This is a genomic window from Bacillus silvicola (assembly GCF_050524305.1).
In the GTDB taxonomy this organism is placed as follows: Bacteria; Bacillota; Bacilli; order Bacillales; family Bacillaceae_G; genus Bacillus_A; species Bacillus_A cereus_AT.
Genome location: NZ_JBNGVC010000012.1, coordinates 1,184,381 through 1,209,790, shown reverse-complemented (window position 1 = coordinate 1,209,790; position 25,410 = coordinate 1,184,381). Strand labels below are relative to the sequence as shown.

Sequence of the window (25,410 nt, the reverse complement as noted above, 5' to 3'; positions counted from 1 at the left end):
AAAAGCTGTAAAAAAAGCACACTATCTGAAAAGATAGTGTGCTTTTTTTTATGCTTTATGCATATGGTTTAGTAAATGTGGACAAGCGTAAAATGTTGAAGAAACATGTAGTTTCAAAAAAGATGAACACAACAAGATTGGTGCACACGCTTTAAATTCGTCTTATGTACTAGGAGATGGCAGTTGTATGGATGATTAGAAAATTTACTGCATCTAAAGTACAAAAATGAAAATCAAGTTTGTGTATACAGTTGTTTTTGTGGAACTTTACAAAACTTTTACAAACAATTAAAACCGAATTAATAGTTTAGCAGTATTCTTATATCTGTAATCCTGTTATTTCCGGTTACTTCTAGGAGGAAGAACACGTGAAATGGATGAGTGTATCGATTAAGATTTTGACATTATCGGCATGTATTCTTTTTTATAACATGTCTACTGCATTCGCTACAAATGAAATGGGAGAAGTGAGAGTTGATGGATCCTCAACGGTTTTTCCTATTATAGAGGCAGTAGCAGAAGAATATACAAAGGCTCATCCAAACGTGAAAATTTCTATTAGCATTTCTGGGACAGGAGGAGGATTTAATCGCTTCAGTAAAGGAGAAGTAGATATAAACAATGCTTCGAGAGTGATGAAGCGTGTAGAAGAAAATGCAATGAAGAAAAATTCCATTCAATTTACGCCATTTGAGGTTGCTTATGATGGTCTTACGATTGTTGTGAATCGTCAAAATACGTGGGTAAACAATATAACGATAGACGAGTTACGTCTACTATGGGGTGAAGATGGAAGTTCAAAACGATGGTCGCAAATTCATTCATCATGGCCACGTGAACAAATTAAATTTTATGCGCCAGGCGTAGACTCTGGTACTTATGATTATTTTCAAAATGTTGTCTTACAAAATAGTCGCCTTGTAAAAACGGTCTCTTTGTCTGAAGACGATCAAGTGATTATGCAAGGGGTAATGAATGATAAAAATGCCATTGCTTTTGTAGGATATGCTTATTATATGGCTAACCAAGATAAGGTGAAAGCAATAAAGGTGAATGGTGTATTTCCAACGAAAGAGACCATTCAGTCAGGTGCGTATAAGCCTTTAGCTAGACCGCTATTTGCTTATGTAAATGATGCATCTATCCGAAATAAAATGAATGTAGCAAATTATGTTGAGTTTATGATTAAACATGTTGGCAACCTCGCTGAAGAGGTCGGATATGTAAAATTGCCAAAAGAAAAATACAATGAACAGCTGCGGATGTTAACAGAAATAAAAAGGTAATGTCAGGGTGGAAAGGGGTTTTCATCTTTGGCTCATAATGACAAAAGTCAAATTACATTTTCTGTACAACATTTGATTGAGAGAAATACAAATAGAAGAAAAAAAGCGCAGCGAATCAATCGAATAGTTCCGTTATTACTAAAAATAATTGCTAGCGTGTCTATAGTGACGACACTTGGAATTATTATTACGTTGGCTAATGAAACAATCATGTTTTTTCAAAAAATATCATTATACTCCTTTTTGACGGAGCAAGAATGGTTACCTTTTTTTGAAGATCCTAAATTCGGTATATTACCACTTATATGTGGAACAATTCTTGTAACAGCAATTGCTATGGTTGTAGCAATTCCTATCGGTTTAGGGTGTGCCGTATTTTTGAGCGAATATGCTTCAAATGGTGCTCGGAAAATATTAAAACCGTTGTTAGAGCTACTAGCAGGTATCCCAACAATTGTATATGGTTTTTTCGCATTAACAGTTGTTACGCCACTTTTACAACGGATCATACCAGATTTGCAGTTTTTTAATGCTATTAGCCCAGGCATTGTGATTGGATTTATGATGGTACCTACGGTTGCCTCGCTTTCTGAAGATGCAATGAGCGCTGTAGCGAAAGGAATTAAAGAAGCTTCACTAGGGCTAGGGGCAACTCGTTTTGAGATGGTAAAACAAATAGTATTTCCATCGGCTTTTACGGGCATTATGGCAGCGATTATATTGGCAGCTTCTCGGGCGATTGGTGAAACAATGATTGTTGTTATTGCAGCTGGATCAACACCTAATATATCGATAGATCCGACTCATTCCATTCAAACATTAACAGCTTATATTGTACAAGTGAGTTTAGGGGATGCTCCGCATGGAACGCTTACTTATTACAGCATGTATGCTGTAGGTGCGACTTTATTCATGTTTACTTTTATTATGAACATCATTTCGCAGTATATTATGCGCCGTTTTAGGAGGGTGACATAATATGCGAATGTTAGATCATAAAAAAATACAAGAAAATATGGCATCACGTTTTTTAAAAGATAGAATTTACAAATCATTATTTTATATAGCGATTTTGTTTTCAATCGTAATTCTGTTTATTTTATTGTTTCAAATTTTTGAAAAAGGTATGAGTTATCTTTCAATAGATTTTTTTACAAACTTCGCTTCACGTAATCCGAAAGAAGCTGGGATTGCTGCTGCTTTGTCAGGGACAATATTATTTATGAGTATTGTTATACCGGTCTCTTTTATATTTGGGGTCGGAACAGCTCTTTATTTAGAGCATTATGCGAAAGAGTCCGTTTTTAAAAAATTAATAGAATTGAATAATCAAACATTAGCGGGAGTACCTTCCGTTGTGTTTGGTTTACTCGGATTAACTATTTTCGTATACGCCCTCCATTTGGGAGAGAGTATAATCGCAGCGGCACTGACGATGAGTTTACTCGTCTTACCAACAGTTGTTGTGGCTAGCCAAGAAGCGATTCGATCTGTACCAAGTTCCTTATTAGAAGCTTCTTACGGATTAGGTGCTACGAAATGGCAAACGATGTATCAAATTGTACTGCCAGTAGCTTTGCCAGGGATTTTAACAGGATGTACGTTAGCGGTATCGAGAGCAATCGGAGAAGCAGCACCGTTGTTAGTTATTGGGGCACTTGCATTTGCAAATTATGTTCCGTTTAGTATGTTCGATAGATTTACGGTTTTACCAATTCAAATTTTTAATTGGATGAGTAGACCACAAGAGGAATTTCAGTATGTAGCAGCAGCTGGGATGATTGTTTTGCTAGGATTGCTGCTCTTTATAAATATATTTGTCTTATGGTTACGAAATCGAAAATAAGTTGGAAGTGGATGAAAGGGGAATTCAAATGGTAGCAACAGTAGTAAATGTACAGGTGAAAAATGAGAAGAAGATTGAGGCAGCACCAAAAAAAGTAGTGTTTGATACGAAAAATTTAAATTTATGGTACGGAGAAGACCATGCTTTAAAAGATATCAACTTAAGTATTCATGAGAATGAAGTAACAGCGATTATCGGTCCAAGTGGTTGCGGGAAATCAACATACTTAAAAACGTTAAATCGTATGGTAGAGTTAGTACCTATCGTTCGAACTACGGGAGTTATCGAATATAGAGAACGAAATATATTCGATAAAGCATATCCCGTTGAAGAATTACGTACGCATGTGGGTATGGTATTCCAAAAGCCAAATCCATTCCCGAAATCTATTTATGAAAATGTAGCATATGGACCGAAAATTCATGGTGTTCGTGACAAAAAAACACTTGATGAAATCGTTGAAAAAAGCTTGCGCGGAGCAGCCATTTGGGATGAGTTAAAAGATCGTTTGCACGATAATGCATATGGTTTATCTGGTGGGCAGCAACAACGTCTATGTATTGCACGCTGCTTAGCGATTGAGCCAGACGTAATTTTAATGGATGAACCAACATCAGCGTTAGATCCAATTTCAACATTAAAAGTAGAAGAACTAATTCAGGAGTTAAAGAAAGATTTTAGTATTGTTATTGTAACGCACAACATGCAACAAGCAGCACGTATTTCAGATAAAACTGCCTTCTTCTTAAGTGGAGAAGTTGTGGAATATACAGATACAAATAAATTATTTACAACACCTGCAGATAAGCGAACAGAAGACTACATTACAGGACGATTTGGTTGATATCGTTGTAAGGCTAAGAGGAAATGTCCTCTTAATAGAGGGCATTCCTCACTTTCACCTCATTTTAAATAGGGGAGTAATATTTCTCTTTTCTCAAGGCTTAATAAACGTACAAGAGGCTGTGGAGGGGATTTATATATAATGCACATAATATTGAGGGGGAAGAAGCAATGGTAAGAGAACAGTTTCAATATGATTTAAAGACGTTACAACAAAAGGTAGTTGAACTTGGTGAATTAGCAAGGGAAGCTTTATTGATTGCTATGGAAGGGCTTCACAAAAGAGATGTAGAGAAAGCATTAGAGGTCATTGATGGTGATTATCGCATGGATAATTTAGAAGAAGAAATAAATGACCTTGCACTTATGCTTATTACAAAGCAGCAGCCTGTAGCAAGTGATTTACGAAGAATTTTCATTTCAATTAAAACAGCGACAGATTTAGAACGAATTGCAGATCACGCTGTTAATATTGCGAAATCAACAATTCGTCTTGGAGAAAAAGAAGTGGTTGTTAGCTTGCAGAATCTTGATGAAATGTTTGAGATTGCTCATAAAATGTTAAATTTAGCATTAGAAGCATACGAGCAAGAAAATTTAACTTTTGCTAGACAAATTGCTGAAATGGATGATTCAGTTGATGAAATTTATGGGAAGGCGATTCGTGAATTTATTTCCTCTATCCCTGGACAACCAGAAGCGATTACACAAATTACACAACTATCCTTTGTTGCAAGATATATTGAGCGTGTAGCAGACCATGTTACCAATATTGCTGAGAATGTATTTTATTTAGTAAAAGGAAAGCATTATTTATTGAATGAGTAGGAAAAGAGTAGGTGATGAGAAATCACCTGCTTTTTTTAGTCAAAACATGACAAAAAAAGCTCGTTGTTTCCTTTAGTTTATGATGATAAGATGTATCATAATTAATGGAAAAATAAGTACATATGTGTTAATTACGTATTATTAAATATTTTGCTAAGTTAATAGTAAGCGCTTTCTTTTTTGCTAAGGTTAAAAGGTACATTTATTTATCCCGCTATTTGCGGACAGTAAAACTCCCACCTTAAAATTTGGCTGGAGCAAAGAAGTTAGGTGGGAGTCGGGCGTTTACTGCAGTTAATGAGGGATAAATGATATATATGTGGTATACGGAGTTCTTGAACATTATATAAGTGGAGGCTGAAGTATATGAAGGGGGTTATTTTAGCTGGAGGAAAGGGAAGACGCCTTAGACCATTAACATGTAATACTCCAAAACCGATGTTACCATTGTTAGAAAAGCCGGTTCTTGAATATAATATTGAATTATTACGTCAGCATGGAATTCGTGAAATTGCAATTACCGTTCAATATATGAGTACAGCTATTAAGCAGTACTTTGGTGATGGTAGTAAATGGGGAGTTAACTTGTATTATTTTGAAGACTCTCCCCCACTTGGAACCGCAGGGAGTATTAAGCAAGCGGAAAGTTTTTTAGATGAAACATTTGTTGTTATTAGTGGGGATGCACTAACTGATTTTCAATTATCAGAAGGAATTGCATTTCATGAACAGAAGAAGAGAATGGTAACGATGTTTGTGAAAGAAGTAGAAAATCCACTCTCATTTGGGTTAGTTGTAACGAATAAAGAACAAGAAATTATACGATATATAGAAAAACCGAGTTGGAATGAGGTAGTTTCTAATGTTGTGAATACAGGTATTTATATAATGGAGCCGGAAATTTTTTCTTACATACCATCCATGGGATTTTTTGATTTCAGTCATGATGTATTCCCATTATTGGCAAATAAAAATACGTTATTTGCATATTTATCAGAAGACTATTGGCTAGATATTGGTACATTTGATCAATATCGGCAAGCTCAATTCGATTTGTTGACGAAAAAATTGAAGGTGCCTATTCCATATACAGAAGTATTACCAATGGTGTGGATGGGAGAAGGCGTAACGATAGGAAAAGGGACGAAAATTCATGGTCCTTCTTTTATTGGAGAAGGAGCAATAATTGGTGCTGGTGCTGTAATTGAACCGTACTCTATTATAGGGAAAAATAGTATCGTTTCAAGTTATTCTCATCTTCAAAAAAGCATCGTTTTTGCAAACGCCCGTATCGGAAAATATTGTGAGTTGCTAGAAACAACAATTGGAGAGCATACAATGGTTGAAGATGATGTTACACTTTTTCAAAAAAGTATCGTAGCGGACCGTTGCCATATAGGGAAAAGTACAGTAATTAAGCAAAAAGGAAAACTATGGCCATATAAGGTGATAGATAGTCATTCAATAGTAGGCTCTGCTGGTGTTCAAGAGAGTGAAAAGGGGGCAGGATGGTTACAAAAAAGCCGGATTGTAGGAAGAGGCAATGTTGAGATTACCCCTCAATTTATTGTGAAAGCCGCAATGGCTTATGGTTCTCTTTTTGTAAAAGGAGAGAGTATATTAATCGGAAGTCAAGAAAATATAGAAACAACGTCCTATAAAAACTTATTCCTCCATGCTATTCATGGTATTGGGATTCATACGATGGAATGTAAAGAAATGAACGAGTCACTTTTTCAGTATGCCATTCATAATTTGAACTGTGCAGGTGGGGTTTTTATTCAAGTAGAAAGTGATAGAGGGATTGTTATAAAGATGTATGGCAGGGATGGAATGTTATCGTATAAGCAGCAAAAAATGATCGAACAACTATATATGTCTGAGTCGTTTCGTTACGTATGTGAGAAAGAAATGGGGCGAAGTAAGCAGGTTCATGTTTCTTTAAATAATTATATAGAAGCAGTATTAGAACACATTGATATAGAGAAAATACAAAAACAGAAGTTCCATCTTCTTATTAATAAGAGAAATGATATGTTACAACAGTTACTTATGCTCTTTCTGCAAAGGCTTGGGTGCACAGTTACATGGATTTATGCGGGGGAACAAAAAGATCATGTGAAAGCTTTGATGAAATCGAGTAAAGCAAATATGGCGCTTATGTTTTCTGAACAAGGAAATCAATTCGATTTATATGATAATCATAGTAATATTTACCAAGGAACTGATTTTGAAGAAGTAGATATTCCTGATTTATTATTTGAATCAGCAGGTGAAATTTACCCAATGTCTTTGAAATTGGGCGGTTGTTATCTTCTATTTTATATGCATGATGAAAAAAAGTCTTTTCAAATAAGATGGAAGCGAGATATTTTATATCGAATAGGAAAATTATTTGAGTTAATAGCACTGCAGGGAAAAACATTTCTCAGCATAATAGAGCAATCACCTCCGCTCTATTTACTTTGTGATGAAGTTGTGTGTTCGTGGAAGGAAAAAGGGAAAGTAATGCGGAAATTATTGGCTGATATGGAAAGAAAAGAAGACGGGATATTAGAAGGAGTACAGTTCAAATATACAGAAAAAGAGTGGTCTTATATCGTTTCTGACGCAAAACAACCAAAATTTTTAGTGTATTCACATGCTAGAAACCCAGTGATAGCAAGGGAAAACATGAAAAATCTTATAGAAAAAATTAGACAATATCAAAAGGTGTAGAATTTTTATTTTAAAAGTGGTATTATAGTATAGTCTGATTTAAGTTATTAGTACTGGAGGGAAATAAGAATGCGTGTGAATATTACTCTAGCATGTACAGAATGCGGAGATCGTAACTATATCTCAAAGAAAAATAAACGTAACAACGCTGAGCGTATCGAGCTTAAAAAGTATTGCAAGCGTGACAAGAAGTCTACGTTACACCGTGAAACAAAGTAAGCAGTAGGAATATTTTCCTACTGTTTCTTTTTTTTATGCGATTCCTATGTAAAAGTGATACACTATCCTCGTAGAGTAAAGTGTCACTGTAAGGGGGAAAAGTGTGTGAAAGAAGAGAAAATACGTTTACGTAAACAAATAATAGAACGCATGAATTCTTTATCTGAAGAACAGTATACAACTTTATCGGAACAAATTGCAGTTTCGTTGTATGGGCAAAAAGAGTGGATTGAAGCTAGAACAATTGGAATCACTCTCTCGATGGAACATGAAGTGAATACATATCCTATTATCGAAAAAGCTTGGGAAGAAGGAAAGAAAATTGTTGTTCCAAAGTGTAATAAAGGGACAAGAACGATGTCTTTCCGGAAAATTAGTAATTTTGATCAATTAGAAACAGTATATATGAATTTACGTGAACCGATTCCAGCGTTTACGGAAGAAGTGAATGCGTGTGAAATTGATCTTCTTATCGTGCCAGGAGTAGCTTATACAGGGCGAGGGGAACGGATTGGATATGGTGGCGGCTACTATGATCGTTATCTCGTGCATTATAAAGGGAAAACGCTATCATTAGCTTATGATTATCAAATGGTAAAACATATTCCTGTTGAACCATTTGATAAAAATGTAGAAAAAATTATTACAGAAAAAGGAACAATGGTTATAAATGGGCTTGTATAGACAAATAAAAATTGACGAGGCTTTTTCTTCTTGATTATAATAAAATATGTGAACGTTTTCTTATTATAATTTTTTATAGTAAGTAAGCATAGAGGGTGATGAAATGATATCCATTTATGATATTCAACAATTGCTAAAGAAATTTGGTACGATTATTTACACAGGTGATCGAATTGCAGATTTACAATTAATGCAAGATGAATTGCGTGAATTAAATCAATCACAGCTAATCGATCCACAAGACTATCAAACAGCTTTATTTTTATTGAAGCAAGAAATTCAAAAAGAGATAAATAAGAATTAGATAAAGGTAGGTAAGCAACATGGAAGAGAAATGGTTAGTTGGTGTTGATCTTGGTGGTACAACGATTAAATTAGCATTTATTAATGTGTACGGTGAAATTTTACATAAGTGGGAAATCCCTACGAATACAAATGAGCAAGGAAAACATATTACACTTGATGTAGCGAAAGCTATTGATAAAAAGTTAGAAGAGTTAGGTGAATTAAAAAGCAAGTTAATTGGTGTTGGTATGGGAGCTCCTGGTCCTGTACATGTCGCATCTGGAATGATTTATGAAGCGGTTAATTTAGGTTGGAAAAATTATCCGTTAAAAGATTTACTAGAAGTAGAAACAGGATTACCTGTTGTGATAGATAATGATGCAAACTTAGCAGCGCTTGGAGAAATGTGGAAAGGTGCTGGTGAAGGAGCAAAAGATTTAATTTGCATGACACTTGGCACGGGTGTTGGTGGCGGTGTAATCGCCAATGGTGAGATTGTACACGGTGTAAGTGGTGCTGCAGGTGAGATTGGACATATTACAGTAGTTACAGAGAATGCTTTCCCATGTAATTGCGGAAAGTCTGGTTGTTTAGAGACAGTAACATCTGCAACGGGTATTGTGCGTGTTGCTATGCAAAAAATACAAGAGACTGATAAAGAGAGTATTTTACGTTCTATGTTAGCAGAAGAAGGGCGTATTACATCAAAAGATGTATTCGAAGCGCATGGACAAGGTGATGAGCTAGCAGGCGAAGTAGTAGAAAAGGTGGCTTCTTATTTAGGATTAGCTGTAGCAAACCTTTCTAGCACATTGAATCCAGAGAAAATTGTTATTGGTGGTGGCGTGTCTAAAGCTGGAGATGCGTTATTAGAACCAATTCAACGCTATTTCGAGCAATATGCTTTCTCACGTGCTGTAAAGAGCACAAAGTTAGCAATTGCGACACTTGGTAATGACGCAGGTGTTATCGGAGGAGCTTGGCTTGTAAAAAAGCACAAATACGAAGCGAAGATGATATAAGTTGTGAAATATGAGAAGAGGAAGGGGCACCCCTTCCTCTTTTTATGCAAAATCTTGATGAAGAATTCCATGTAAATGAATTAAGCTGTTGGAGGGTACCCATTATATAGAACAGTCATGATTGTAAACCATCCGAAAACGAGTACGGTTGCAATTGCAAAACCGCCCGCGAAAAAGTTCTTTTCGCGAAGTGTTCTAAGCGTAGCAAATACAGCTAACAGAGTGACTAGCGCAAAAATAATAACAAGGCCCATACAATATCCTCCTCTGTCTTCTTATTTCTTACGATGAGTTTTTGGAATATTTACTCTTTTATATTGTACATGTTTTAAAAATGAATGTCGAGATAGCATCCTTTCTTTTCCTAAGAGAAAGAAATGTTGTATCATTGAAAGTAAGTTCAATAACTGGAGGAGATTTTTATATGAAATGGACACAAATGCCTTTAGGCCCATTACAAACAAATGCTTATATTTTAACGAATGATCAAAATGAGTGTATTATTTTTGATCCTGGTCATGAAGGAGAGAAACTTGTTACATATTTACAAGAAGCGCAGTTAAAGCCCCTTGCGGTTTTATTAACGCATGCTCACTTTGATCATATTGGTGCTGTTGATGCCGTGAGAGATGCTTTTCGTATTCCGGTATACGTACATAAAGAAGAAGCGGATTGGTTAGGAGATGCAACTGTGAATGGATCGCAAATTTTTATGATGAACCGCAGTATTACAGCGAAACCGGCAGATCAAATTATTGATGCAGAAGGTACATTAACGATCGGTTCTTTTAACTTTGAAATTTTTGAGACACCAGGACATTCTCCAGGAAGTATTTCTTATTATTGTAAAGAGGCGAATGCCGTATTTTCTGGTGATGTATTATTCCAAATGAGTATTGGAAGAACAGATTTGCCTGGCGGAAGCTTTGCTGAATTAATTGGAAGTATTGAAGAGAAATTATTTGTATTACCAGATGAAACAGCAGTGCTATGTGGGCATGGTCCAGAGACAAGCATTGGATTTGAAAAAGAAAATAATCCATTTTTACAATAAGGAGTTATTATGGGGATGGAGCTCATTTTAAGAGAATGGATGGGGAAAGAAAAGGATTATTCAATTTCATACAGTACGTATATGAACCTCGTATTATATACAGAAGGACATGGATATTATATGAGAGAACGTGAAAAAATTGGAAGACAAGGAGATTTTTTTACGAGTAGTAATGTATCTTCTGTCTTTGCGAAGACTTTTGCTAAGTTTTTTATTCGGCTTGTTGAAAATGGAGAAGTTTCTTCAAATATTTGTGAGGTTGGTGGGGGAACGGGAAAGTTTGCCCATGATGTTTTACAAGAATGGAAACAATTATCTCCGGAAACCTTTAGTAGTTTAAACTATTCAATTGTTGAAGTGAGCCCTTTTCATAGAAGATTACAGCAGGAGAGTCTTTGCTCATTTGATAATGTATCGTATTATACATCGTATATTGAAATGGGAGAGTCTTTCGAAGGAATTATTTTTTCGAATGAACTATTTGATGCGTTTCCTGTTGAAGTAGTTGAGAAAAGAAATGGAATTTTGTATGAAGTACGTATCACGTATACAGAGGAAGGGGACCTTGCAGAAGTATTTAGGCCAGTAGAGAAAAAAATTGGTCGATACTTATTGAAATATAATATTCATATTGCAGAGGGGCAGCGATTTGAGGTACCTATTGCAATGGAAGAGTATATAGAAGAAATTGCGGAATGGTTCCAGCGAGGTATATGTATTACAGTTGATTATGGTTATACAAGAGAAGAATGGATGCATCCTGCACATCATGAAGGAAGTTTAAGAGGATATTATAAGCATAAGCTAATTCGTAACCCTCTTGCATATCCAGGAGAAATGGATTTAACTACCCATGTTCATTGGGATGAGTTGAAGGTGATTTTCGAGCTACAAGGGATTCATACGATATGGCATAGGAAGCAATCAGAGTTTTTGTTAGCGGCAGGGATATTAGAACATCTTACGAGTCATCAAGATACAAATCCTTTTTCTGAAACTCAAAAACGAAATCGAGCAGTTCGTTCTATGATTTTGAACGGAGGCTTAGGAAGTGCCTTTGATATTGTTATGCACACGAAAGATATGAAGAATTTACAGTTGAATCGATATTTAACAATATGAAAAAACAAGACACAGTATATTTCTGTGTCTTGTTTTTTAATACGACTTATGTAGTATTATATATTTCCTCTCATGATATATATTTATATTAAAGATATGAGATGAAATATATAGAATACGTCCTTTTTCTCTGTCTATTAGTCCCTAACCTAATAATACACGAACGAGTTGAATAATTGTTTCGTTTTCTACTTTGTAGTAAATTTCTAATCCTTTTCTTTCACTAGAAACGATTTTAGCACTTTTTAACTTTGCTAAATGCTGTGAAATTGTAGATTGTGGCATGTTTAAGCCAGTGTACATTGTAGAAACATTGCTTGGGCCACGTTCAATTAATCCTTTTACAATACATAAGCGAACAGGATGAGCAAGCACTTTCAATAATTCTGCATTGCTTTCATATAGTTCTATTTCTTTTTGAAAGGTTTCTAACATGTTCTTTTCCACCTCCGTGTGAGCTGTTATACCATACTATACATACCAAAAAATTAAAGAAAAGAAAACAGTTGTTGCAGAAAAAAAGTCCTAAAGTAAAGAAATTGTAAGAAAAGAGACCCTGATGTAAATAAAATAGATAAATTTGTACGGTTTTGTAAAATGACACTTTTGGGTGAAAATTTTGATGCGTTTTAAAAATTGAAAGATATAGATATATTTGTAACACAATTTTATCATGATTTTCTTATTCTTTCAAATGAATATACGAAATTTTTAAAATAATATGACAAAGGAATTATAATGATATATATAGAATATAAAACAGGTTAAAAGAAGCTGATTATAATCAGCTTCCTTATGGTGATGATTAAATATTTGAGTGTAGCTGATAAATCTTAGAATGATCAAGTTATGAGTCATTTATTCTAGAGCTCATCTTTTATCAACGTTAAAAATCTGTGATTCCATATATTCTCATAAAAATCAATTGTCTCTTTTGCGGACATAAATGGATTGTTTAACGTAGAGGTTGTTTTCTGTACCATGAAATTTTCGTATCTCAGTCCGTGGGCAAATTTAATTGTAGCATCCATACAGTACTCTGTTTGGGCACCACAAAATTCAATACGATGTACAGATAATTGATCTAAAATCTCTTTTAAGTTTGTTTTATAAAATGAATTGGCATGTGTTTTACTTACAAAAAAATCTTGTTCTTGAACATCTAGATCGGTATGAATAGCCCAAAGTTCTTTTTCGGGTACTAAATCATCATCGCAATGTTGGACAAAAAGGATTGGTTTATTTGATTTTCTATATGAAGAAATTCTTTTATTTACTTTTGTAAGTAAATTTTGTAAATCAAATAAATGTTCTCCGCTATAACATACCCCATTTTGTAAATCGATAACGATTAAAATATCTGCACAAGTATCCATTATTTTTACCCCTTTTTATTTCTTAATATATCAATAAATCCATTACTTGGAAATAGATGATATACTTTTATTTTTTAATGAACTATACAAAAAGAAAAAACATTAAAATGAATATGCTAGACAGCATAAAAAGAAGATATGATAACTTAATTTCATATCTTCTTTTTTCTCTATGCATTTACAGGTTCTTCTACGTAAGAAAGAGCATTTTCAAAATCGGATATTAGATCGTTAACATTTTCAAGACCGACAGATAAGCGAAGCAATGAATTAGAAATGCCTCTTTCGTCACGTGCCTCCTGTGATAAAGCTGCATGTGACATTTTTGCGGGATAGGAAAGAATAGATTCAACAGCCCCTAGACTAACCGCAAAAACGGGTAGTTTAACTTTCGATAAAAATTGGCGGAGTGCATCTTCTGATTGTAAAGTGAAAGATAGGACAGCCCCAGCTGATGTTGCTTGAGATTGTTGAATATCATAGCCAAGATGTGATTGTAATCCAGGATAATAGACATTTTGGACTTTAGAGTGCTCTTGTAAATAATGTGCAATTTTATTGGCACCTGCAGCTGAGTGCTCAAGACGTACATGCAATGTTTTTAGGCCGCGAAGTACGAGAGAACAATCTTGAGGACCTAAAATAGCGCCAAATGCATTTTGTAAAAATCCAAGTTTTTGAGCGAGTTCAGCATCTTTTACGACTGCTAATCCGGCAGTAACATCACTATGACCAGCAATAAATTTTGTGGCGCTATGAAGAACGACATCGGCGCCAAGATCAAGCGGCTTCTGGAATAGTGGTGTCAAAAATGTATTATCAACAAATGTAAGAGCACCAATAGATTTTGCGAGTTTAGAAACCTCGCGAATATCTGTTACTTTTAAAAGTGGGTTAGATGGTGTTTCTACATAAAAGAGCTTCGTATTCGATTTGATATTTTGTTTTATTGCTTCTAAATTGGTCATATCAACAAATGTATGTGAAACACCGTAACGAGAGAGAACTTCAGTTATAATCCGGTAAGTACCTCCGTATACGTCTTCTGAAATGAGTACGTGATCGCCTTGTGAAAGCAGTAGAAAAGCAGTAGAAATCGCTGCAATGCCTGATGCAAAGGCGAACCCCTTTGTTCCGTCTTCTAATAAAGCAATGATATCTTCCAGAGCTTCACGAGTTGGATTTCCAGATCGGCTATAGTCGTATTTGCCAAAAGTATCTACATCAAACTGGTGAAATGTTGATGTGTTATAAATGGGAACGTTAACAGCTCCTGTTTGAGTATCATGTTTATACTGGTTGTGTAGTAAGAGTGTATCGATAGAATAACTCATATTCTTACACCTTCTTTTACAAGTTTAATGGCTTGCTTTAAGTCTTGAATTAAATCGTTACTATTTTCAATGCCGACGGAGAACCGAAGAAGGCGATTACATACACCGTTTGCCGTTCTGATTTCTTCAGGAATATCAGCATGCGTTTGCGTTGCTGGATAAGTCATTAAACTCTCTACACCACCAAGACTTTCAGCAAATGTGATTAAGGATAAAGATTGTAAGAATGGATTAATCCATGTTTCATCTTGAAGGCGAAACGAAATCATACCGCCTCTTCCTGGATAAAATACATCTGTCACACCGTCTTCATCATTTAAATAAGCAACAATGGCTTTCGCATTTTCTTCATGTTGTCTCATGCGAAGCGCTAAAGTTTTCATACCACGAATTAATAGCCATGAGTCAAATGGGCTTAAGACAGCACCGGAGGCATTATGATAATGAGCAATTTCTTCACAAAGTTCTTTTCCTTTTGCCACGACAAGTCCGCTTAGTACATCGTTATGCCCGCCTAAATACTTCGTTGCACTGTGAAGTACGATATCGGCACCTTCTGTTAATGGTTGCTGTATATAAGGAGTGTAGAATGTGTTATCTACAATAAGAAGTAGTCCGTGTCTTTTCGTTACACTTGCGACAGTGGCAATATCAGTAACTTGCATTAATGGATTAGTCGGCGTTTCTATGAAAATAGCCTTCGTTTCAGTTGTGATAGCTTTCTCAATTTGTTTAATAGATTGTGTATTTACGTATCTACATCGAACATTCCATTTTTTTTCATGCTCAGAAAATAATCGATAAGTGCCCCCGTATAAATCTTCAGACACAATAAGTTCGTCTCCGGAACGAAATAGTGAAAGGACGAGGAGAACAGCGGCCATTCCTGAGCTACAGGCATAACCTTGTTCGCCATATTCTAAGTCTGCGATTGCCTGTTCTAAAAGACCACGAGTTGGATTTCCAGTTCGTGAATAGTCAAAGCCGGTAGATTTACCAAGTCCTTCGTGACGATAAGCGGTTGAGAAATAAACGGGTGGATTAACAGTTCCTGTTGTGGTTTCGCTACGATTTCCGATTTGTGCTAGTTTTGTTTCGATAGTTGACATGTGAAAATTCCTCCTTTTTAAATTGAACGAGTAGTTGAATATAAAATAAAAAAAGCCTTCTAAGAAGAAGGCTTTCGGATTGAATAGAGTCTTCTTCTCATCTGTCAAATCTTTAACAGTTTGCTGGAATTAGCACCTTATTAACAAATTGTTAATGGTTGCTGAGGCGTCATAGGGCCAGTCCCTCTACCTCTCTAGATAAGAATGTTCGTATGAAATTTTTATTATGTTTTTAACTTTACAACAAAAGTTAATTGAATTGCAACTTTATTTTAAATAATTTTTATTTTCCCGCAAGTGTCATTGACTTTTATATTTGTGCATGCTAAATTTATAAAAAATTAACAAACATTATTAAAAGGGGAACGCATTTCCTTTTAGCTACATAAATAAAATAATAAAGACAACTCTTATTGAGAGCGGTGGAGGGAAAGGCCCTGTGAAACCCGGCAACCTTCAAACGAAATGTTTGAAACGGTGCTAATACCTGCAAAACGAATGTTTTGCATAATAAGAGGAGGAATAATTATGTCCCCCTCTTCAAAGTGAAGAGGGGGTTTTTATATTGATAGAAATGAGGGAGATTCGTGAAATTACTAGATTTATTATCAAAAGGAATTGTAATAGGTGATGGTGCAGTTGGAACATTATTACATTCGCATGGTTTACAAAGTAGTTTTGAAGAATTGAATTTGTCTGATCCGGACTTAATTATATCGATTCATAAACAATATGTAGCTGCTGGAGCGGATGTTATCCAAACGAATACGTATGGGGCAAATGAAGCGAAATTACGTATGTATGGCTTAGAGAATCAAGTTGTTCAAATTAATAAAGCAGCAGTGAAGATTGCGAAAGCATCTGTTACAGAAAGAAATGCAATTTTAGGAACAATTGGTGGTATGAAACATATCGGAGCTGTTACAACAACTGATATGGAAAGGGAGTTTATGTTACTTGAGCAGGCAGGTGCTTTATTAGAAGAACAGGTTGATGGATTGCTATTAGAGACTTTCTATGATGAATTTGAATTACTTCATGCTGTTAAGGTGTTACGAAAACAAACGAATATTCCAATTGTAGCCCAATTAGCGTTACATGAGGCAGGTACGACTCAAAATGGAAATGATGTAAATGAAATATTAAAACAGCTTTTAGATTACGGTGCGAATGTTGTTGGATTGAACTGCCAACTAGGACCACTTCATATGACGGAAGCTTTTAAAATGATATCGATTCCTCAAAATGGCTACTTGTCAGCATATCCAAATGCAGGTCTCCCGAATTATGTGGAGGGACGTTACGTATATGAGGGAAGTCCGGCTTATTTCGAAGCGATGACACCGAAATTTATTGAGCAAGGTATTCGGTTATTGGGTGGTTGTTGTGGTACTACTCCAGAACATATTGAAAGTATGAAGCGTGCTACTCTAAATGTTACGCCTGTAATAGAAAAGGACACGATTCAAAGACCAAAAGTAGTTCATACACACGAGAAACGTTCGAAATCTCACGTCACTCTAGCAGAGAAAGCAAAGAAACAAACGACAGTTGTAGTGGAACTAGACCCACCGAAAACATTAGACACGCAGCGTTTTTTTGAAGGGGCAAGAGCATTGAAAAGAGCTGGGGCAGACGCTATTACTCTAGCAGATAATTCACTAGCATCGCCTCGCGTTTCTAATATGGCAATGGGTGCATTATTAACGAAGCATGATATTCCAGTATTGACTCATTTAACGTGTAGAGACCATAACGTCATTGGGCTACAATCTCATTTATTAGGTTTATCGGCGTTAGGGATGGAGGAAGTGCTAGCTTTAACTGGTGATCCAGCGCGTGTTGGCGATTTCCCAGGTGCAACTTCTGTATATGATTTGTCCTCTATTGAGTTAATTAAAATGATTAAAGAAATGAACGACGGGCGTTCCATTTTAGGGAAATCAATTGGCCCAGCAACAAGATTTTCTGTCGGCGGTGCGTTTAATCCGCATGTAAGACATTTAAAAGCAGCGGTTAAGCGAATGGAACGGAAAATAGATGCCGGAGCGGAATATTTCTTAACTCAGCCAATTTACGATATAGCGTTAATTGAGGAAGTGTATGAAGCGACAAAGCATTTGGAACAACCTATCTTTATTGGAATTATGCCTTTAGTAAGTAAGCGGAATGCAGATTTTCTTCATTTTGAGGTGCCAGGTATTACTCTTCCTGAAGAAATACGAGAGAGAATGGATGGGCACGAAACGAAAGAGTCGGCTATTGAGGAAGGGATTCGTATTTCACAAGAGTTAATCGATACGGCAATGAAATACTTTAACGGTGTTTATCTTATTACACCATTTTTAAAATATGAAATTACAGAACATCTCGTGAAATATGTAAGAGAAAAGCAAGAAGTGAAAGAGGGTATTAATTGATGAAGTGTATAGAAGAAAGATTACAAAATAGCATTCTAATATTAGATGGTGCAATGGGGACGATGATACAGCAAGAGGACTTAACTGCGGAAGATTTCGGAGGAGAAGAGTACGAAGGGTGTAATGAATATTTAGTAGAAACAAGACCAGATGTTATTTTAAAGATTCATAAAGCTTATATTGAAGCTGGAGCTGACATCATTGAAACAAATACATTTGGTGCGACGAATATCGTATTAAGTGATTATGAGTTGTCTCATTTAGATGAAGAACTAAATGAAAAGGCAGCACTATTGGCGAAGCAAGCTGTTAAAGAAAGCGGGAAGGAAGTATATGTTGCAGGTGCGATGGGGCCGACAACGAAAGCGATTAGTGTTACAGGAGGAGTTACATTTGAGGAACTGATTGAAGCCTATACAAGGCAGGCGAGAGGGTTATTGAGGGGCGGAATTGATGTATTACTTGTGGAGACGAGTCAAGATATGCGTAATGTGAAAGCTGCTTATATTGGAATTCAAGCAGCTTTTGATGAACTAAATAAAACGGTTCCTATTATGATTTCTGGAACGATTGAACCGATGGGAACGACTTTAGCGGGTCAAACGATAGAAGCCTTTTATTTATCGATAGAGCATATGAAGCCGTTATCGGTTGGATTAAACTGTGCGACTGGTCCGGAATTTATGAGGGAACATATTCGTTCATTATCTAATTTATCGGAGTGTTATATTTCTTGCTATCCAAATGCAGGTCTTCCTGATGAAGATGGACATTATCATGAATCTCCATCTTCTCTCGCGGAAAAAGTAAAGCGATTTGCCGAAGAAGGTTGGGTTAACATTATTGGTGGTTGTTGTGGTACAACACCAGAACATATAAGAGCAATGAAAGCAGCGCTAGCAACTCTTAATCCGCGTGAACATCATGAACGAGAAGGGCATGGAATTAGTGGATTAGAGGCATTGCAGTATGATGATTCTATGAGACCTTTATTTGTAGGTGAAAGAACGAATGTTATTGGATCGCGTAAATTTAAACGATTAGTAGCAGAAGGGAAATTTGAAGAGGCCGCTGAAGTGGCAAGAGCACAAGTGAAGAAAAATGCTCACATTATTGATATTTGTATGGCGGACCCTGATCGTGATGAAATAGAAGATATGGAAAATTTCTTGGCAGAAGTTACGAAAGTGTTAAAAGTACCGATTATGATTGATTCAACAGATGAAAATGTGATGGAGAGAGCTCTTACTTATATTCAAGGAAAAGCTGTTATCAACTCTATTAATTTAGAGGATGGAGAAGAGCGTTTTGAGAAAGTGACACCTCTTCTTCAAAAATACGGTGCTGCTATAGTTGTCGGAACAATTGATGAAGATGGTATGGCCGTTAGTGCAGAACGAAAGATAGAAATTGCGAAAAGAAGCTATGAATTACTTACAAAGAAGTATGGTATACGTCCGTCTGATATTATATTTGATGCGCTCGTGTTTCCTGTAGGGACAGGCGATGAAGAATATATCGGTTCAGCAGCAGCGACGATAGAAGGAATTCGTCTTATAAAAGAAGCGTTACCAGAATGTTTAACGATTTTAGGCGTGAGTAATATATCGTTTGGTTTACCACCAGCTGGACGTGAAGTATTAAATTCTGTCTTTTTATATCATGCAACGAAAGCAGGGTTAGATTACGCGATTGTTAATACGGAAAAATTAGAGCGCTATGCGTCAATTCCAGAGGAAGAAAAGCGTCTTGCGGATGCGTTATTATTTGAAACGACGAAAGAGACGTTAGAAGAATTTACAAACTTTTATCGCGTGGCGAAAAAGAAAGATGTTATTGTACAAGAAACGCTTACGCTTGATGAACGACTAGCCAACTATATTGTAGAAGGTACGAAACAAGGATTACACGAAGATTTAAGTCTCGCACTTGCAGAAGGAAGAAAACCTCTTGATATTATTAATGGTCCACTTATGACAGGAATGGATGAGGTGGGACGATTATTTAATAATAATGAGCTGATCGTTGCTGAAGTATTGCAAAGTGCTGAAAGTATGAAAGCTGCTGTAAGTTATTTAGAGCCACATATGGAATCTAGCGAAAGTGCGAAAAAAGGGAAAGTATTATTAGCGACCGTTAAAGGGGACGTACATGATATTGGGAAAAATCTTGTTGAAATTATTTTATCGAATAACGGATATGAAATTATTAATTTAGGAATTAATGTCCGATCGGATCGAATCGTTCAAGAAGTACAAGAAAAGAAACCTGATATTATTGGTCTTTCTGGCCTGTTAGTAAAGTCGGCACAACAAATGGTAACAACTGCTGAAGATCTAAAAGCGGCGAATATTGATATTCCAATTGTTGTAGGTGGCGCAGCACTAACGAGAAAGTTCACAGATAATCGTATTTCTCCATCATATAAAGGGCTCGTATGTTATGCGAGTGATGCAATGACAGGTCTTGATATTATTAATAAGCTTCAAAAAGAAGAAGAGCGTGAGAAGATGAAACAGGATAAAAAAGAACGTCATCTTCATATCGTAACAAAAGAAGAGAAAAAAGTAGAAATTCCAGCAGTAATTGAGCCATTGCCAAAATCGGCGGTTATAGTGCCGGACTCAACAAAACGAATTGTATTACGTGATATACCCGTTGCACATCTTGCTCCGTTTCTAAATAGACAAATGCTCCTTGGACATCACCTTGGATTAAAAGGAAATGTGAAGAAGCTTTTGAAAGAGGGAGACAAAAGAGCGCACGAATTAAATGATTTAATAGACGAATTATTGCGAGAAGGACAATCTTGGTTAAAACCGAAAGCCGTGTATCAATTTTTCCCAGCGCAAAGCGACGGACAAAACATTGTAATATATGACCCAGAAGATCATACGCGTATTATAGAGCGTTTCACATTCCCAAGACAAGGAAAAGCACCATATCGTACTTTAGGTGATTATTTACGCCCTATTGGAGATGAGATGGACTATGTGGCTTTCTTATCTGTTACTGTTGGGGAAGGAGTTCGGGACATTGCTGAAGAGTGGAAGGCGAAAGGTGATTATTTACGCAGTCACGCCATTCAATCGTTAGCGCTTGAATTAGCAGAAGGACTTGCTGAAAAAACACATATGCTCATTCGCGATCGTTGGGGAATTCCAGATTCACCTGAATTGACGATGGAAGAACGTTTCCGCACGAAATATAGAGGAATACGTGTGTCCTTTGGTTATCCAGCTTGTCCAGAACTAGCTGACCAAGAAAAATTGTTCCGTTTAATTCAACCAGAGGAAATAGGCATTACATTAACAGAAGGATTTATGATGGAGCCAGAAGCGTCTGTAACGGCTATGGTATTTTCTCACCCTGAGGCAAGGTATTTTAGTGTACTATAGTGTAGAAGGGGGAGACGTATGAAAAAAATAGTCTTTACAGGTGGCGGTTCGGCAGGACATGTAACACCTAATTTAGCCATTATTCCATATTTACAAGAACAGAATTGGGACATTTCTTATATTGGTTCTCATCAAGGGATTGAGAAAACGATTATAGAAAAGGAAGGCATTCCGTATTATAGTATTGCGAGCGGGAAGCTACGCCGTTATTTTGATTTGAAAAACATTAAAGATCCTTTTCTCGTAATGAAGGGTGTTATGGATGCGTATGTAAGGATTCGAAAATTAAAACCGGATGTAATTTTTTCAAAAGGCGGTTTCGTATCTGTACCAGTCGTAATTGGAGGGTGGCTAAATAGAGTACCAGTTTTATTACATGAATCTGATATGACGCCGGGACTAGCAAATAAAATTGCGCTCCGTTTCGCTTCGAAAATATTTGTTACGTTTGAAGAAGCAGCGAAACATTTACCGAAAGAAAAAGTAATATATACGGGATCTCCTGTACGTGAAGAAGTGTTAAAGGGAAATCGTGAAAAAGGTGTAGCGTTTTTAGGTTTTTCACGTAAAAAGCCAGTTATTACAATCATGGGAGGAAGTTTGGGCGCAAAGAAAATTAATGAAACGGTTCGAGAAGCGTTACTAGAACTTCTTAAAAAGTATCAAATTATTCATCTTTGCGGAAAAGGTAATCTTGATGAAAGTTTACAAAATAAAGAAGGATATAAACAATTTGAATATGTACATGGAGAGTTACCAGATGTATTAGCGGCAACAGATTTTGTTATCTCACGTGCGGGCTCCAATGCGATTTTTGAGTTTTTAACATTACAAAAGCCAATGGTCTTAATTCCGCTATCAAAATTTGCCAGTCGTGGAGATCAAATTTTAAATGCAGAGTCCTTCGAAAAGCAAGGATATGCCTCCGTATTGTATGAAGAAGATGTAACTGTGAAATCTCTTATAAAGCATGTCGAAGAGTTGCATCAAAATAATGAGGCGTATAAAACAGCATTAAAAAAATACAATGGAAAAGAAGCGATTAAAACAATCATTCACCATATTTCAGAGGCATGATGAAACAATCATGCCTCTTTTAGTAGGCTGAAAGATTCCAAGAATTGATATTTTTATGTTACAATAACAAATGGTTAATAGGGAAATTCCAATTAATGAAGCGTGAAAATACGAATGGATTAGGAGTGACTGTGTTGGAGCTAAGTCTCTATGAAAATACTGCACTTATTATATGCTTTGTGTTGTACGTTGGTAGTGTTATTGTTTATATTTCAAGGAAATTTTCACAAGAACGAGAGCTTGAAAAATCAGAGATAACAGCTGAACTAGAAATGTTAGCTGATGAAAGTTATAAAAAACAAAAAATAAAAGAAGACCATGAAGCACCCCATCATTTAAACGCAAATAAGTTCTAAAGATGGGGATTTTTTTTGAAAAAAATCCTATTAACGCTAAAACGGAGTTTCCCCATTTATATAAGGAGTGGATATAGATGAAATTTTATATTGCTTCGGGATTTCAAAATAAGCATCTTGTACGTTTCGTATCAAGCCAGTTGAAAGAAGTAGGATGGCATCATACATATGATTGGACGAAAAATGAAAGAGCAACTAATAGAGAACAATTGCAAAAAATTGGTGAAGAAGAACAAAAAGCGATCCGAGAAGCAGATGTCTTTTTACTTAGAGCCTGTTTATAGTCTTATAAATATGTTAGGATGTATGCAAAAACAGGAGATGAGTGTATGTCTTATCCAAGTGATATCAGCCGTGAAAAATTCGAGATCATTCGTGAGGAACTAGAAACGTTTAGCAAACGCACAAGTCCGCGAAAGTATGACCTTTATGATGTGTTCAATGCACTACTCTATGTTCTGAGTACAGGCTGCCAGTGGCGTGCTTTACCAAAAGATTATCCCAAATGGCAAAATGTTTACCGCTACTATGCAAAATGGAGTAAATCCAATGCCGAAGGTAGTAGTCTATTAGAGACCTTATTAAAAAAATTGTTGGGCAAATAAGGGAAGCAGTGAATCGCCCCAAAAGCTCTAGCTTTAATATTGTCGATGCCCAAAGTGTTAAGAATGCAGATACGGCTGAACAAAAAGGTTATGATGGTGGTAAGAAAGTTTCTGGTATTAAACGACATATCAGTGTAGATATTCTTGGATTTCCCCATGCAATCCATGTTACCACTGCCAATGTCACAGATCGAAAAGGCGCACTCGAAATGTACGAGCAATATCCTGAATTGAAAGAAACCATAGAAGCCATCCTCACGGATGGTGGGTACACAGGAGAAAAGTTTCAAAAAGAAATTCAAAAGCTATTGAATGCTGAAGTACAAGTTGCCAAGCGGTCCGAATTGCATCAATTTCAAGTGATCCCTAAAAGATGGATCGTAGAGCGCTCATTTGCTTGGTTAGAAAAATACAGACGATTGTTCAAAAATGTAGAGAGAAAACTAGAAACAAGTAAACAAATGGTTGTCCTAGGATTTCTCGCTATTTTAATAAAAAGATAAGACTATAAACAGGCTCTTATATTAGATGGCGGAAACGGAAGTCATACAGAGCTTGGAATGGCGATTGCGCTAGAGAAAAAGGTATATATGTATCATGAAGGAAACCCGCTCCAAACAACGTTTTACCATTTGCCAGAGGTTAATGTTTTTGAAGGAGATGCAGCTGAGTTTGCATCTTATGTTATAAATCATATGGAATAATAGTAATTACCTAAAGGTTATAAAAGTGATCTTTTGGGTACAGTGATGATAAGTAAAGTATATAAAGGAGTTATACATATGAAATTAGAAAATGGATGGGAAACAAGTTTTTTAGAAGTTGTACAAAACAGTGAATTTAAGAAAGATGCACTTCTTAGCCAATTGCTTTGTGAGGAGAGCGAAGAAGTAGAAGAGCTTGTTGATGATTACGGTTACGAAGAGATTATTGAACGCGAACATGATGATGAGTTAGCAGAAATTTTAGGAGAAGAACTATTTAGTGAGATGGAGCGAAACGTATTCTTAGCTTCACAGCCAGAAGAAAAACTTATTTCATTCGTAAATGGATTAGGTTTTCACGTGTTAGATTGGATCGTGCTTCTTGAAACAGAATTTGGCATTGATAGCGCAAATTTCACATCGGATGCAGTGAAAATGTTAGAAAAGCGTTTTAAACAATTCCCGTACATAGAAGATAAAACGATTTTTGATATGACTTTTGGAGAGGTAATGGATGTATTACAATCCGTTACAGGATTACAACTGAAAGAAAAAATGAAAATATAAAGAAAAAGAACGTGAGGATATCACGTTCTTTTTTTTACATAATAATAATTTTATCATCTAGCTTTGTTTGTCCAGTAAGAAGTGCATTTAAATACTCTACTTTTCGTATGCAAGCTTGTATATGTCTTTCAACCTCTTGTAACTCTGCTTGGTGATGTGTTTCAATTGGATGAATTTGTACGTTGAATTTTTCGAATTGACTACTATATGTTATTTTTGCATAGCCGCTCATAATATCGGTTTCGTTATGAAATAAGAATTGCTTCGTTTCTTCACAGAATGATACATCCTGAAAGCCATATACTTTTAATGCTTCAATTACTTTTTTAATCATGTTTGTATTCATTTTTTAACCCTCTTTACGAAGTTCTACTTTTATATTATAACATAAAAAATTGCACAGAAAGCGCTTCCAAGTGTATTTTATTATAAACTTTACGTTTCAATCATAAAAATGAAACAAAGAAAAAATAATTGTAAAGAAGGAAGGACTCTTTTATTGTTTCGTCATATATATAGAGAAATAGTGCAATGAAAGGAAATTTTTCGAGGTGGAG

At 35.9% G+C, this 25,410-nt stretch carries 24 protein-coding genes, 2 pseudogenes and 2 riboswitches; of the genes and pseudogenes, 20 read left to right on the top strand and 6 right to left on the bottom strand.

What is annotated here, in order from left to right:
- The first annotated feature begins 368 nt into the window (after nt 1–368).
- The 10 genes from ACP6L7_RS18230 (at nt 369) to glcK (ending at nt 9,731) form a co-directional block, all read left to right on the top strand.
- The gene (locus ACP6L7_RS18230) at nt 369–1,286 is read left to right on the top strand and encodes a PstS family phosphate ABC transporter substrate-binding protein (RefSeq protein WP_098361906.1); all 918 of its coding nucleotides are present in this window, start codon (nt 369–371) and stop codon (nt 1,284–1,286) included.
- A 27-nt stretch (nt 1,287–1,313) separates the two neighbouring features.
- Nucleotides 1,314–2,264, top strand: a complete 951-nt coding sequence (gene pstC, locus ACP6L7_RS18225; protein ID WP_097830675.1) for a phosphate ABC transporter permease subunit PstC — start codon at nt 1,314–1,316, stop codon at nt 2,262–2,264.
- A gap of 1 nt (nt 2,265) precedes the next feature.
- Entirely contained in the window at nt 2,266–3,132 is an 867-nt protein-coding gene (gene pstA, locus ACP6L7_RS18220) for a phosphate ABC transporter permease PstA (RefSeq protein ID WP_097830676.1), read from the top strand.
- 28 nt (nt 3,133–3,160) lie between these two features.
- A complete protein-coding gene (pstB, locus tag ACP6L7_RS18215; protein ID WP_097830677.1) occupies nt 3,161–3,976 on the top strand; it encodes a phosphate ABC transporter ATP-binding protein in 816 nt (271 codons plus the stop codon).
- Nucleotides 3,977–4,146: 170 nt separating this feature from the next.
- Entirely contained in the window at nt 4,147–4,803 is a 657-nt protein-coding gene (gene phoU, locus ACP6L7_RS18210) for a phosphate signaling complex protein PhoU (RefSeq protein WP_097830678.1), read from the top strand.
- Nucleotides 4,804–5,169: 366 nt separating this feature from the next.
- Nucleotides 5,170–7,521: a sugar phosphate nucleotidyltransferase gene (locus tag ACP6L7_RS18205; RefSeq protein WP_097830679.1), complete on the top strand. Its 2,352-nt coding sequence runs from the start codon at nt 5,170–5,172 to the stop codon at nt 7,519–7,521.
- Nucleotides 7,522–7,590: 69 nt separating this feature from the next.
- Nucleotides 7,591–7,740 (top strand): 50S ribosomal protein L33, encoded by a 150-nt coding sequence (gene rpmG / locus ACP6L7_RS18200; protein ID WP_001265616.1) that lies wholly within the window; start codon nt 7,591–7,593, stop codon nt 7,738–7,740.
- Nucleotides 7,741–7,845: 105 nt separating this feature from the next.
- On the top strand, nt 7,846–8,424 hold the full coding sequence (locus tag ACP6L7_RS18195) for a 5-formyltetrahydrofolate cyclo-ligase (RefSeq protein WP_097830680.1): 579 nt from the start codon (nt 7,846–7,848) through the stop codon (nt 8,422–8,424).
- A 103-nt stretch (nt 8,425–8,527) separates the two neighbouring features.
- Entirely contained in the window at nt 8,528–8,728 is a 201-nt protein-coding gene (locus ACP6L7_RS18190; RefSeq protein ID WP_002173470.1) for a YqgQ family protein, read from the top strand.
- 19 nt (nt 8,729–8,747) lie between these two features.
- Nucleotides 8,748–9,731 carry a glucokinase gene (gene glcK / locus ACP6L7_RS18185; protein WP_097830681.1) on the top strand — a complete coding sequence of 328 codons (984 nt, stop codon included), beginning with the start codon at nt 8,748–8,750 and terminating at the stop codon, nt 9,729–9,731.
- Between the two features lie 80 nt (nt 9,732–9,811).
- Here the strand turns inward: glcK and ACP6L7_RS18180 are convergent, their stop codons facing one another.
- Entirely contained in the window at nt 9,812–9,985 is a 174-nt protein-coding gene (locus ACP6L7_RS18180) for a DUF2759 domain-containing protein (RefSeq protein WP_097830682.1), read from the bottom strand.
- Nucleotides 9,986–10,155: 170 nt separating this feature from the next.
- Here ACP6L7_RS18180 and ACP6L7_RS18175 point away from each other — a divergent pair, with 170 nt between their 5' ends.
- Entirely contained in the window at nt 10,156–10,785 is a 630-nt protein-coding gene (locus ACP6L7_RS18175; RefSeq protein ID WP_044737737.1) for an MBL fold metallo-hydrolase, read from the top strand.
- A 9-nt stretch (nt 10,786–10,794) separates the two neighbouring features.
- The gene (locus ACP6L7_RS18170; RefSeq protein ID WP_097830683.1) at nt 10,795–11,907 is read left to right on the top strand and encodes a class I SAM-dependent methyltransferase; all 1,113 of its coding nucleotides are present in this window, start codon (nt 10,795–10,797) and stop codon (nt 11,905–11,907) included.
- 144 nt (nt 11,908–12,051) lie between these two features.
- Here the strand turns inward: ACP6L7_RS18170 and ACP6L7_RS18165 are convergent, their stop codons facing one another.
- The 4 genes from ACP6L7_RS18165 to metI form a co-directional block, all read right to left on the bottom strand.
- Nucleotides 12,052–12,342, bottom strand: coding sequence for an ArsR/SmtB family transcription factor (locus ACP6L7_RS18165; RefSeq protein ID WP_000894375.1), 291 nt, complete (start codon nt 12,340–12,342; stop codon nt 12,052–12,054).
- Nucleotides 12,343–12,770: 428 nt separating this feature from the next.
- Nucleotides 12,771–13,283, bottom strand: coding sequence for a cysteine hydrolase family protein (locus ACP6L7_RS18160; protein ID WP_097830684.1), 513 nt, complete (start codon nt 13,281–13,283; stop codon nt 12,771–12,773).
- A 170-nt stretch (nt 13,284–13,453) separates the two neighbouring features.
- On the bottom strand, nt 13,454–14,617 hold the full coding sequence (gene metC, locus ACP6L7_RS18155) for a cystathionine beta-lyase (RefSeq protein ID WP_097830685.1): 1,164 nt from the start codon (nt 14,615–14,617) through the stop codon (nt 13,454–13,456).
- Complete coding sequence (gene metI / locus ACP6L7_RS18150; RefSeq protein WP_097830686.1) at nt 14,614–15,726, bottom strand: cystathionine gamma-synthase/O-acetylhomoserine thiolyase; 1,113 nt, start codon at nt 15,724–15,726, stop codon at nt 14,614–14,616. Before metI ends, metC begins: the two co-directional genes overlap by 4 nt.
- Before the next feature lie 94 nt (nt 15,727–15,820).
- Nucleotides 15,821–15,931: riboswitch (SAM riboswitch) on the bottom strand.
- Between the two features lie 202 nt (nt 15,932–16,133).
- A riboswitch (SAM riboswitch) is annotated at nt 16,134–16,243 on the top strand.
- 70 nt (nt 16,244–16,313) lie between these two features.
- Here metI and ACP6L7_RS18145 point away from each other — a divergent pair.
- From ACP6L7_RS18145 to ACP6L7_RS18110, 8 genes and pseudogenes are all read left to right on the top strand, one after another.
- On the top strand, nt 16,314–18,146 hold the full coding sequence (locus tag ACP6L7_RS18145; protein WP_097830687.1) for a bifunctional homocysteine S-methyltransferase/methylenetetrahydrofolate reductase: 1,833 nt from the start codon (nt 16,314–16,316) through the stop codon (nt 18,144–18,146).
- The gene (metH, locus tag ACP6L7_RS18140) at nt 18,146–21,544 is read left to right on the top strand and encodes a methionine synthase (RefSeq protein WP_097830688.1); all 3,399 of its coding nucleotides are present in this window, start codon (nt 18,146–18,148) and stop codon (nt 21,542–21,544) included. Before ACP6L7_RS18145 ends, metH begins: the two co-directional genes overlap by 1 nt.
- An 18-nt stretch (nt 21,545–21,562) precedes the next feature.
- The gene (murG, locus tag ACP6L7_RS18135; RefSeq protein ID WP_430529350.1) at nt 21,563–22,621 is read left to right on the top strand and encodes an undecaprenyldiphospho-muramoylpentapeptide beta-N-acetylglucosaminyltransferase; all 1,059 of its coding nucleotides are present in this window, start codon (nt 21,563–21,565) and stop codon (nt 22,619–22,621) included.
- A gap of 95 nt (nt 22,622–22,716) precedes the next feature.
- Nucleotides 22,717–22,977 carry a DUF3966 domain-containing protein gene (locus ACP6L7_RS18130; protein ID WP_083596079.1) on the top strand — a complete coding sequence of 87 codons (261 nt, stop codon included), beginning with the start codon at nt 22,717–22,719 and terminating at the stop codon, nt 22,975–22,977.
- A gap of 77 nt (nt 22,978–23,054) precedes the next feature.
- A pseudogene (locus ACP6L7_RS18125) lies at nt 23,055–23,246 on the top strand (group-specific protein); the annotation flags it as partial.
- Between the two features lie 60 nt (nt 23,247–23,306).
- Nucleotides 23,307–24,085 (top strand): IS5 family transposase gene (locus ACP6L7_RS18120; protein ID WP_430528891.1). Its coding sequence is split into 2 segments (ribosomal slippage): nt 23,307–23,568 and nt 23,568–24,085, totalling 780 coding nucleotides; the frame shifts between segments, so codons are not numbered across the junction.
- A 15-nt stretch (nt 24,086–24,100) separates the two neighbouring features.
- Nucleotides 24,101–24,286, top strand: a pseudogene (locus tag ACP6L7_RS18115) (group-specific protein); the annotation flags it as partial.
- Between the two features lie 78 nt (nt 24,287–24,364).
- Complete coding sequence (locus ACP6L7_RS18110) at nt 24,365–24,853, top strand: hypothetical protein (protein WP_141533533.1); 489 nt, start codon at nt 24,365–24,367, stop codon at nt 24,851–24,853.
- 34 nt (nt 24,854–24,887) lie between these two features.
- Here ACP6L7_RS18110 and ACP6L7_RS18105 read toward each other — a convergent pair whose 3' ends face one another.
- Nucleotides 24,888–25,199, bottom strand: a complete 312-nt coding sequence (locus ACP6L7_RS18105) for a hypothetical protein (RefSeq protein ID WP_001095549.1) — start codon at nt 25,197–25,199, stop codon at nt 24,888–24,890.
- Nucleotides 25,200–25,410: the final 211 nt, after the last annotated feature.

Excerpts from the sequence above, each read along its gene's own strand:
- pstA (WP_097830676.1), top strand. The coding sequence starts at position 2,266 with ATGCGAATGTTAGATCATAAAAAAATACAAGAAAATATGGCATCACGT.
- pstB (WP_097830677.1), top strand. The coding sequence starts at position 3,161 with ATGGTAGCAACAGTAGTAAATGTACAGGTGAAAAATGAGAAGAAGATT.
- phoU (WP_097830678.1), top strand. The coding sequence starts at position 4,147 with ATGGTAAGAGAACAGTTTCAATATGATTTAAAGACGTTACAACAAAAG.
- ACP6L7_RS18205 (WP_097830679.1), top strand. The coding sequence starts at position 5,170 with ATGAAGGGGGTTATTTTAGCTGGAGGAAAGGGAAGACGCCTTAGACCA.
- rpmG (WP_001265616.1), top strand. The coding sequence starts at position 7,591 with ATGCGTGTGAATATTACTCTAGCATGTACAGAATGCGGAGATCGTAAC.
- ACP6L7_RS18190 (WP_002173470.1), top strand. The coding sequence starts at position 8,528 with ATGATATCCATTTATGATATTCAACAATTGCTAAAGAAATTTGGTACG.
- glcK (WP_097830681.1), top strand. The coding sequence starts at position 8,748 with ATGGAAGAGAAATGGTTAGTTGGTGTTGATCTTGGTGGTACAACGATT.
- ACP6L7_RS18180 (WP_097830682.1), bottom strand. The coding sequence starts at position 9,985 with ATGGGCCTTGTTATTATTTTTGCGCTAGTCACTCTGTTAGCTGTATTT.
- ACP6L7_RS18175 (WP_044737737.1), top strand. The coding sequence starts at position 10,156 with ATGAAATGGACACAAATGCCTTTAGGCCCATTACAAACAAATGCTTAT.
- ACP6L7_RS18170 (WP_097830683.1), top strand. The coding sequence starts at position 10,795 with ATGGGGATGGAGCTCATTTTAAGAGAATGGATGGGGAAAGAAAAGGAT.
- ACP6L7_RS18165 (WP_000894375.1), bottom strand. The coding sequence starts at position 12,342 with ATGTTAGAAACCTTTCAAAAAGAAATAGAACTATATGAAAGCAATGCA.
- ACP6L7_RS18160 (WP_097830684.1), bottom strand. The coding sequence starts at position 13,283 with ATGGATACTTGTGCAGATATTTTAATCGTTATCGATTTACAAAATGGG.
- metC (WP_097830685.1), bottom strand. The coding sequence starts at position 14,617 with ATGAGTTATTCTATCGATACACTCTTACTACACAACCAGTATAAACAT.
- metI (WP_097830686.1), bottom strand. The coding sequence starts at position 15,726 with ATGTCAACTATCGAAACAAAACTAGCACAAATCGGAAATCGTAGCGAA.
- metH (WP_097830688.1), top strand. The coding sequence starts at position 18,146 with ATGAAGTGTATAGAAGAAAGATTACAAAATAGCATTCTAATATTAGAT.
- murG (WP_430529350.1), top strand. The coding sequence starts at position 21,563 with ATGAAAAAAATAGTCTTTACAGGTGGCGGTTCGGCAGGACATGTAACA.
- ACP6L7_RS18130 (WP_083596079.1), top strand. The coding sequence starts at position 22,717 with ATGAAGCGTGAAAATACGAATGGATTAGGAGTGACTGTGTTGGAGCTA.
- ACP6L7_RS18110 (WP_141533533.1), top strand. The coding sequence starts at position 24,365 with ATGAAATTAGAAAATGGATGGGAAACAAGTTTTTTAGAAGTTGTACAA.
- ACP6L7_RS18105 (WP_001095549.1), bottom strand. The coding sequence starts at position 25,199 with ATGAATACAAACATGATTAAAAAAGTAATTGAAGCATTAAAAGTATAT.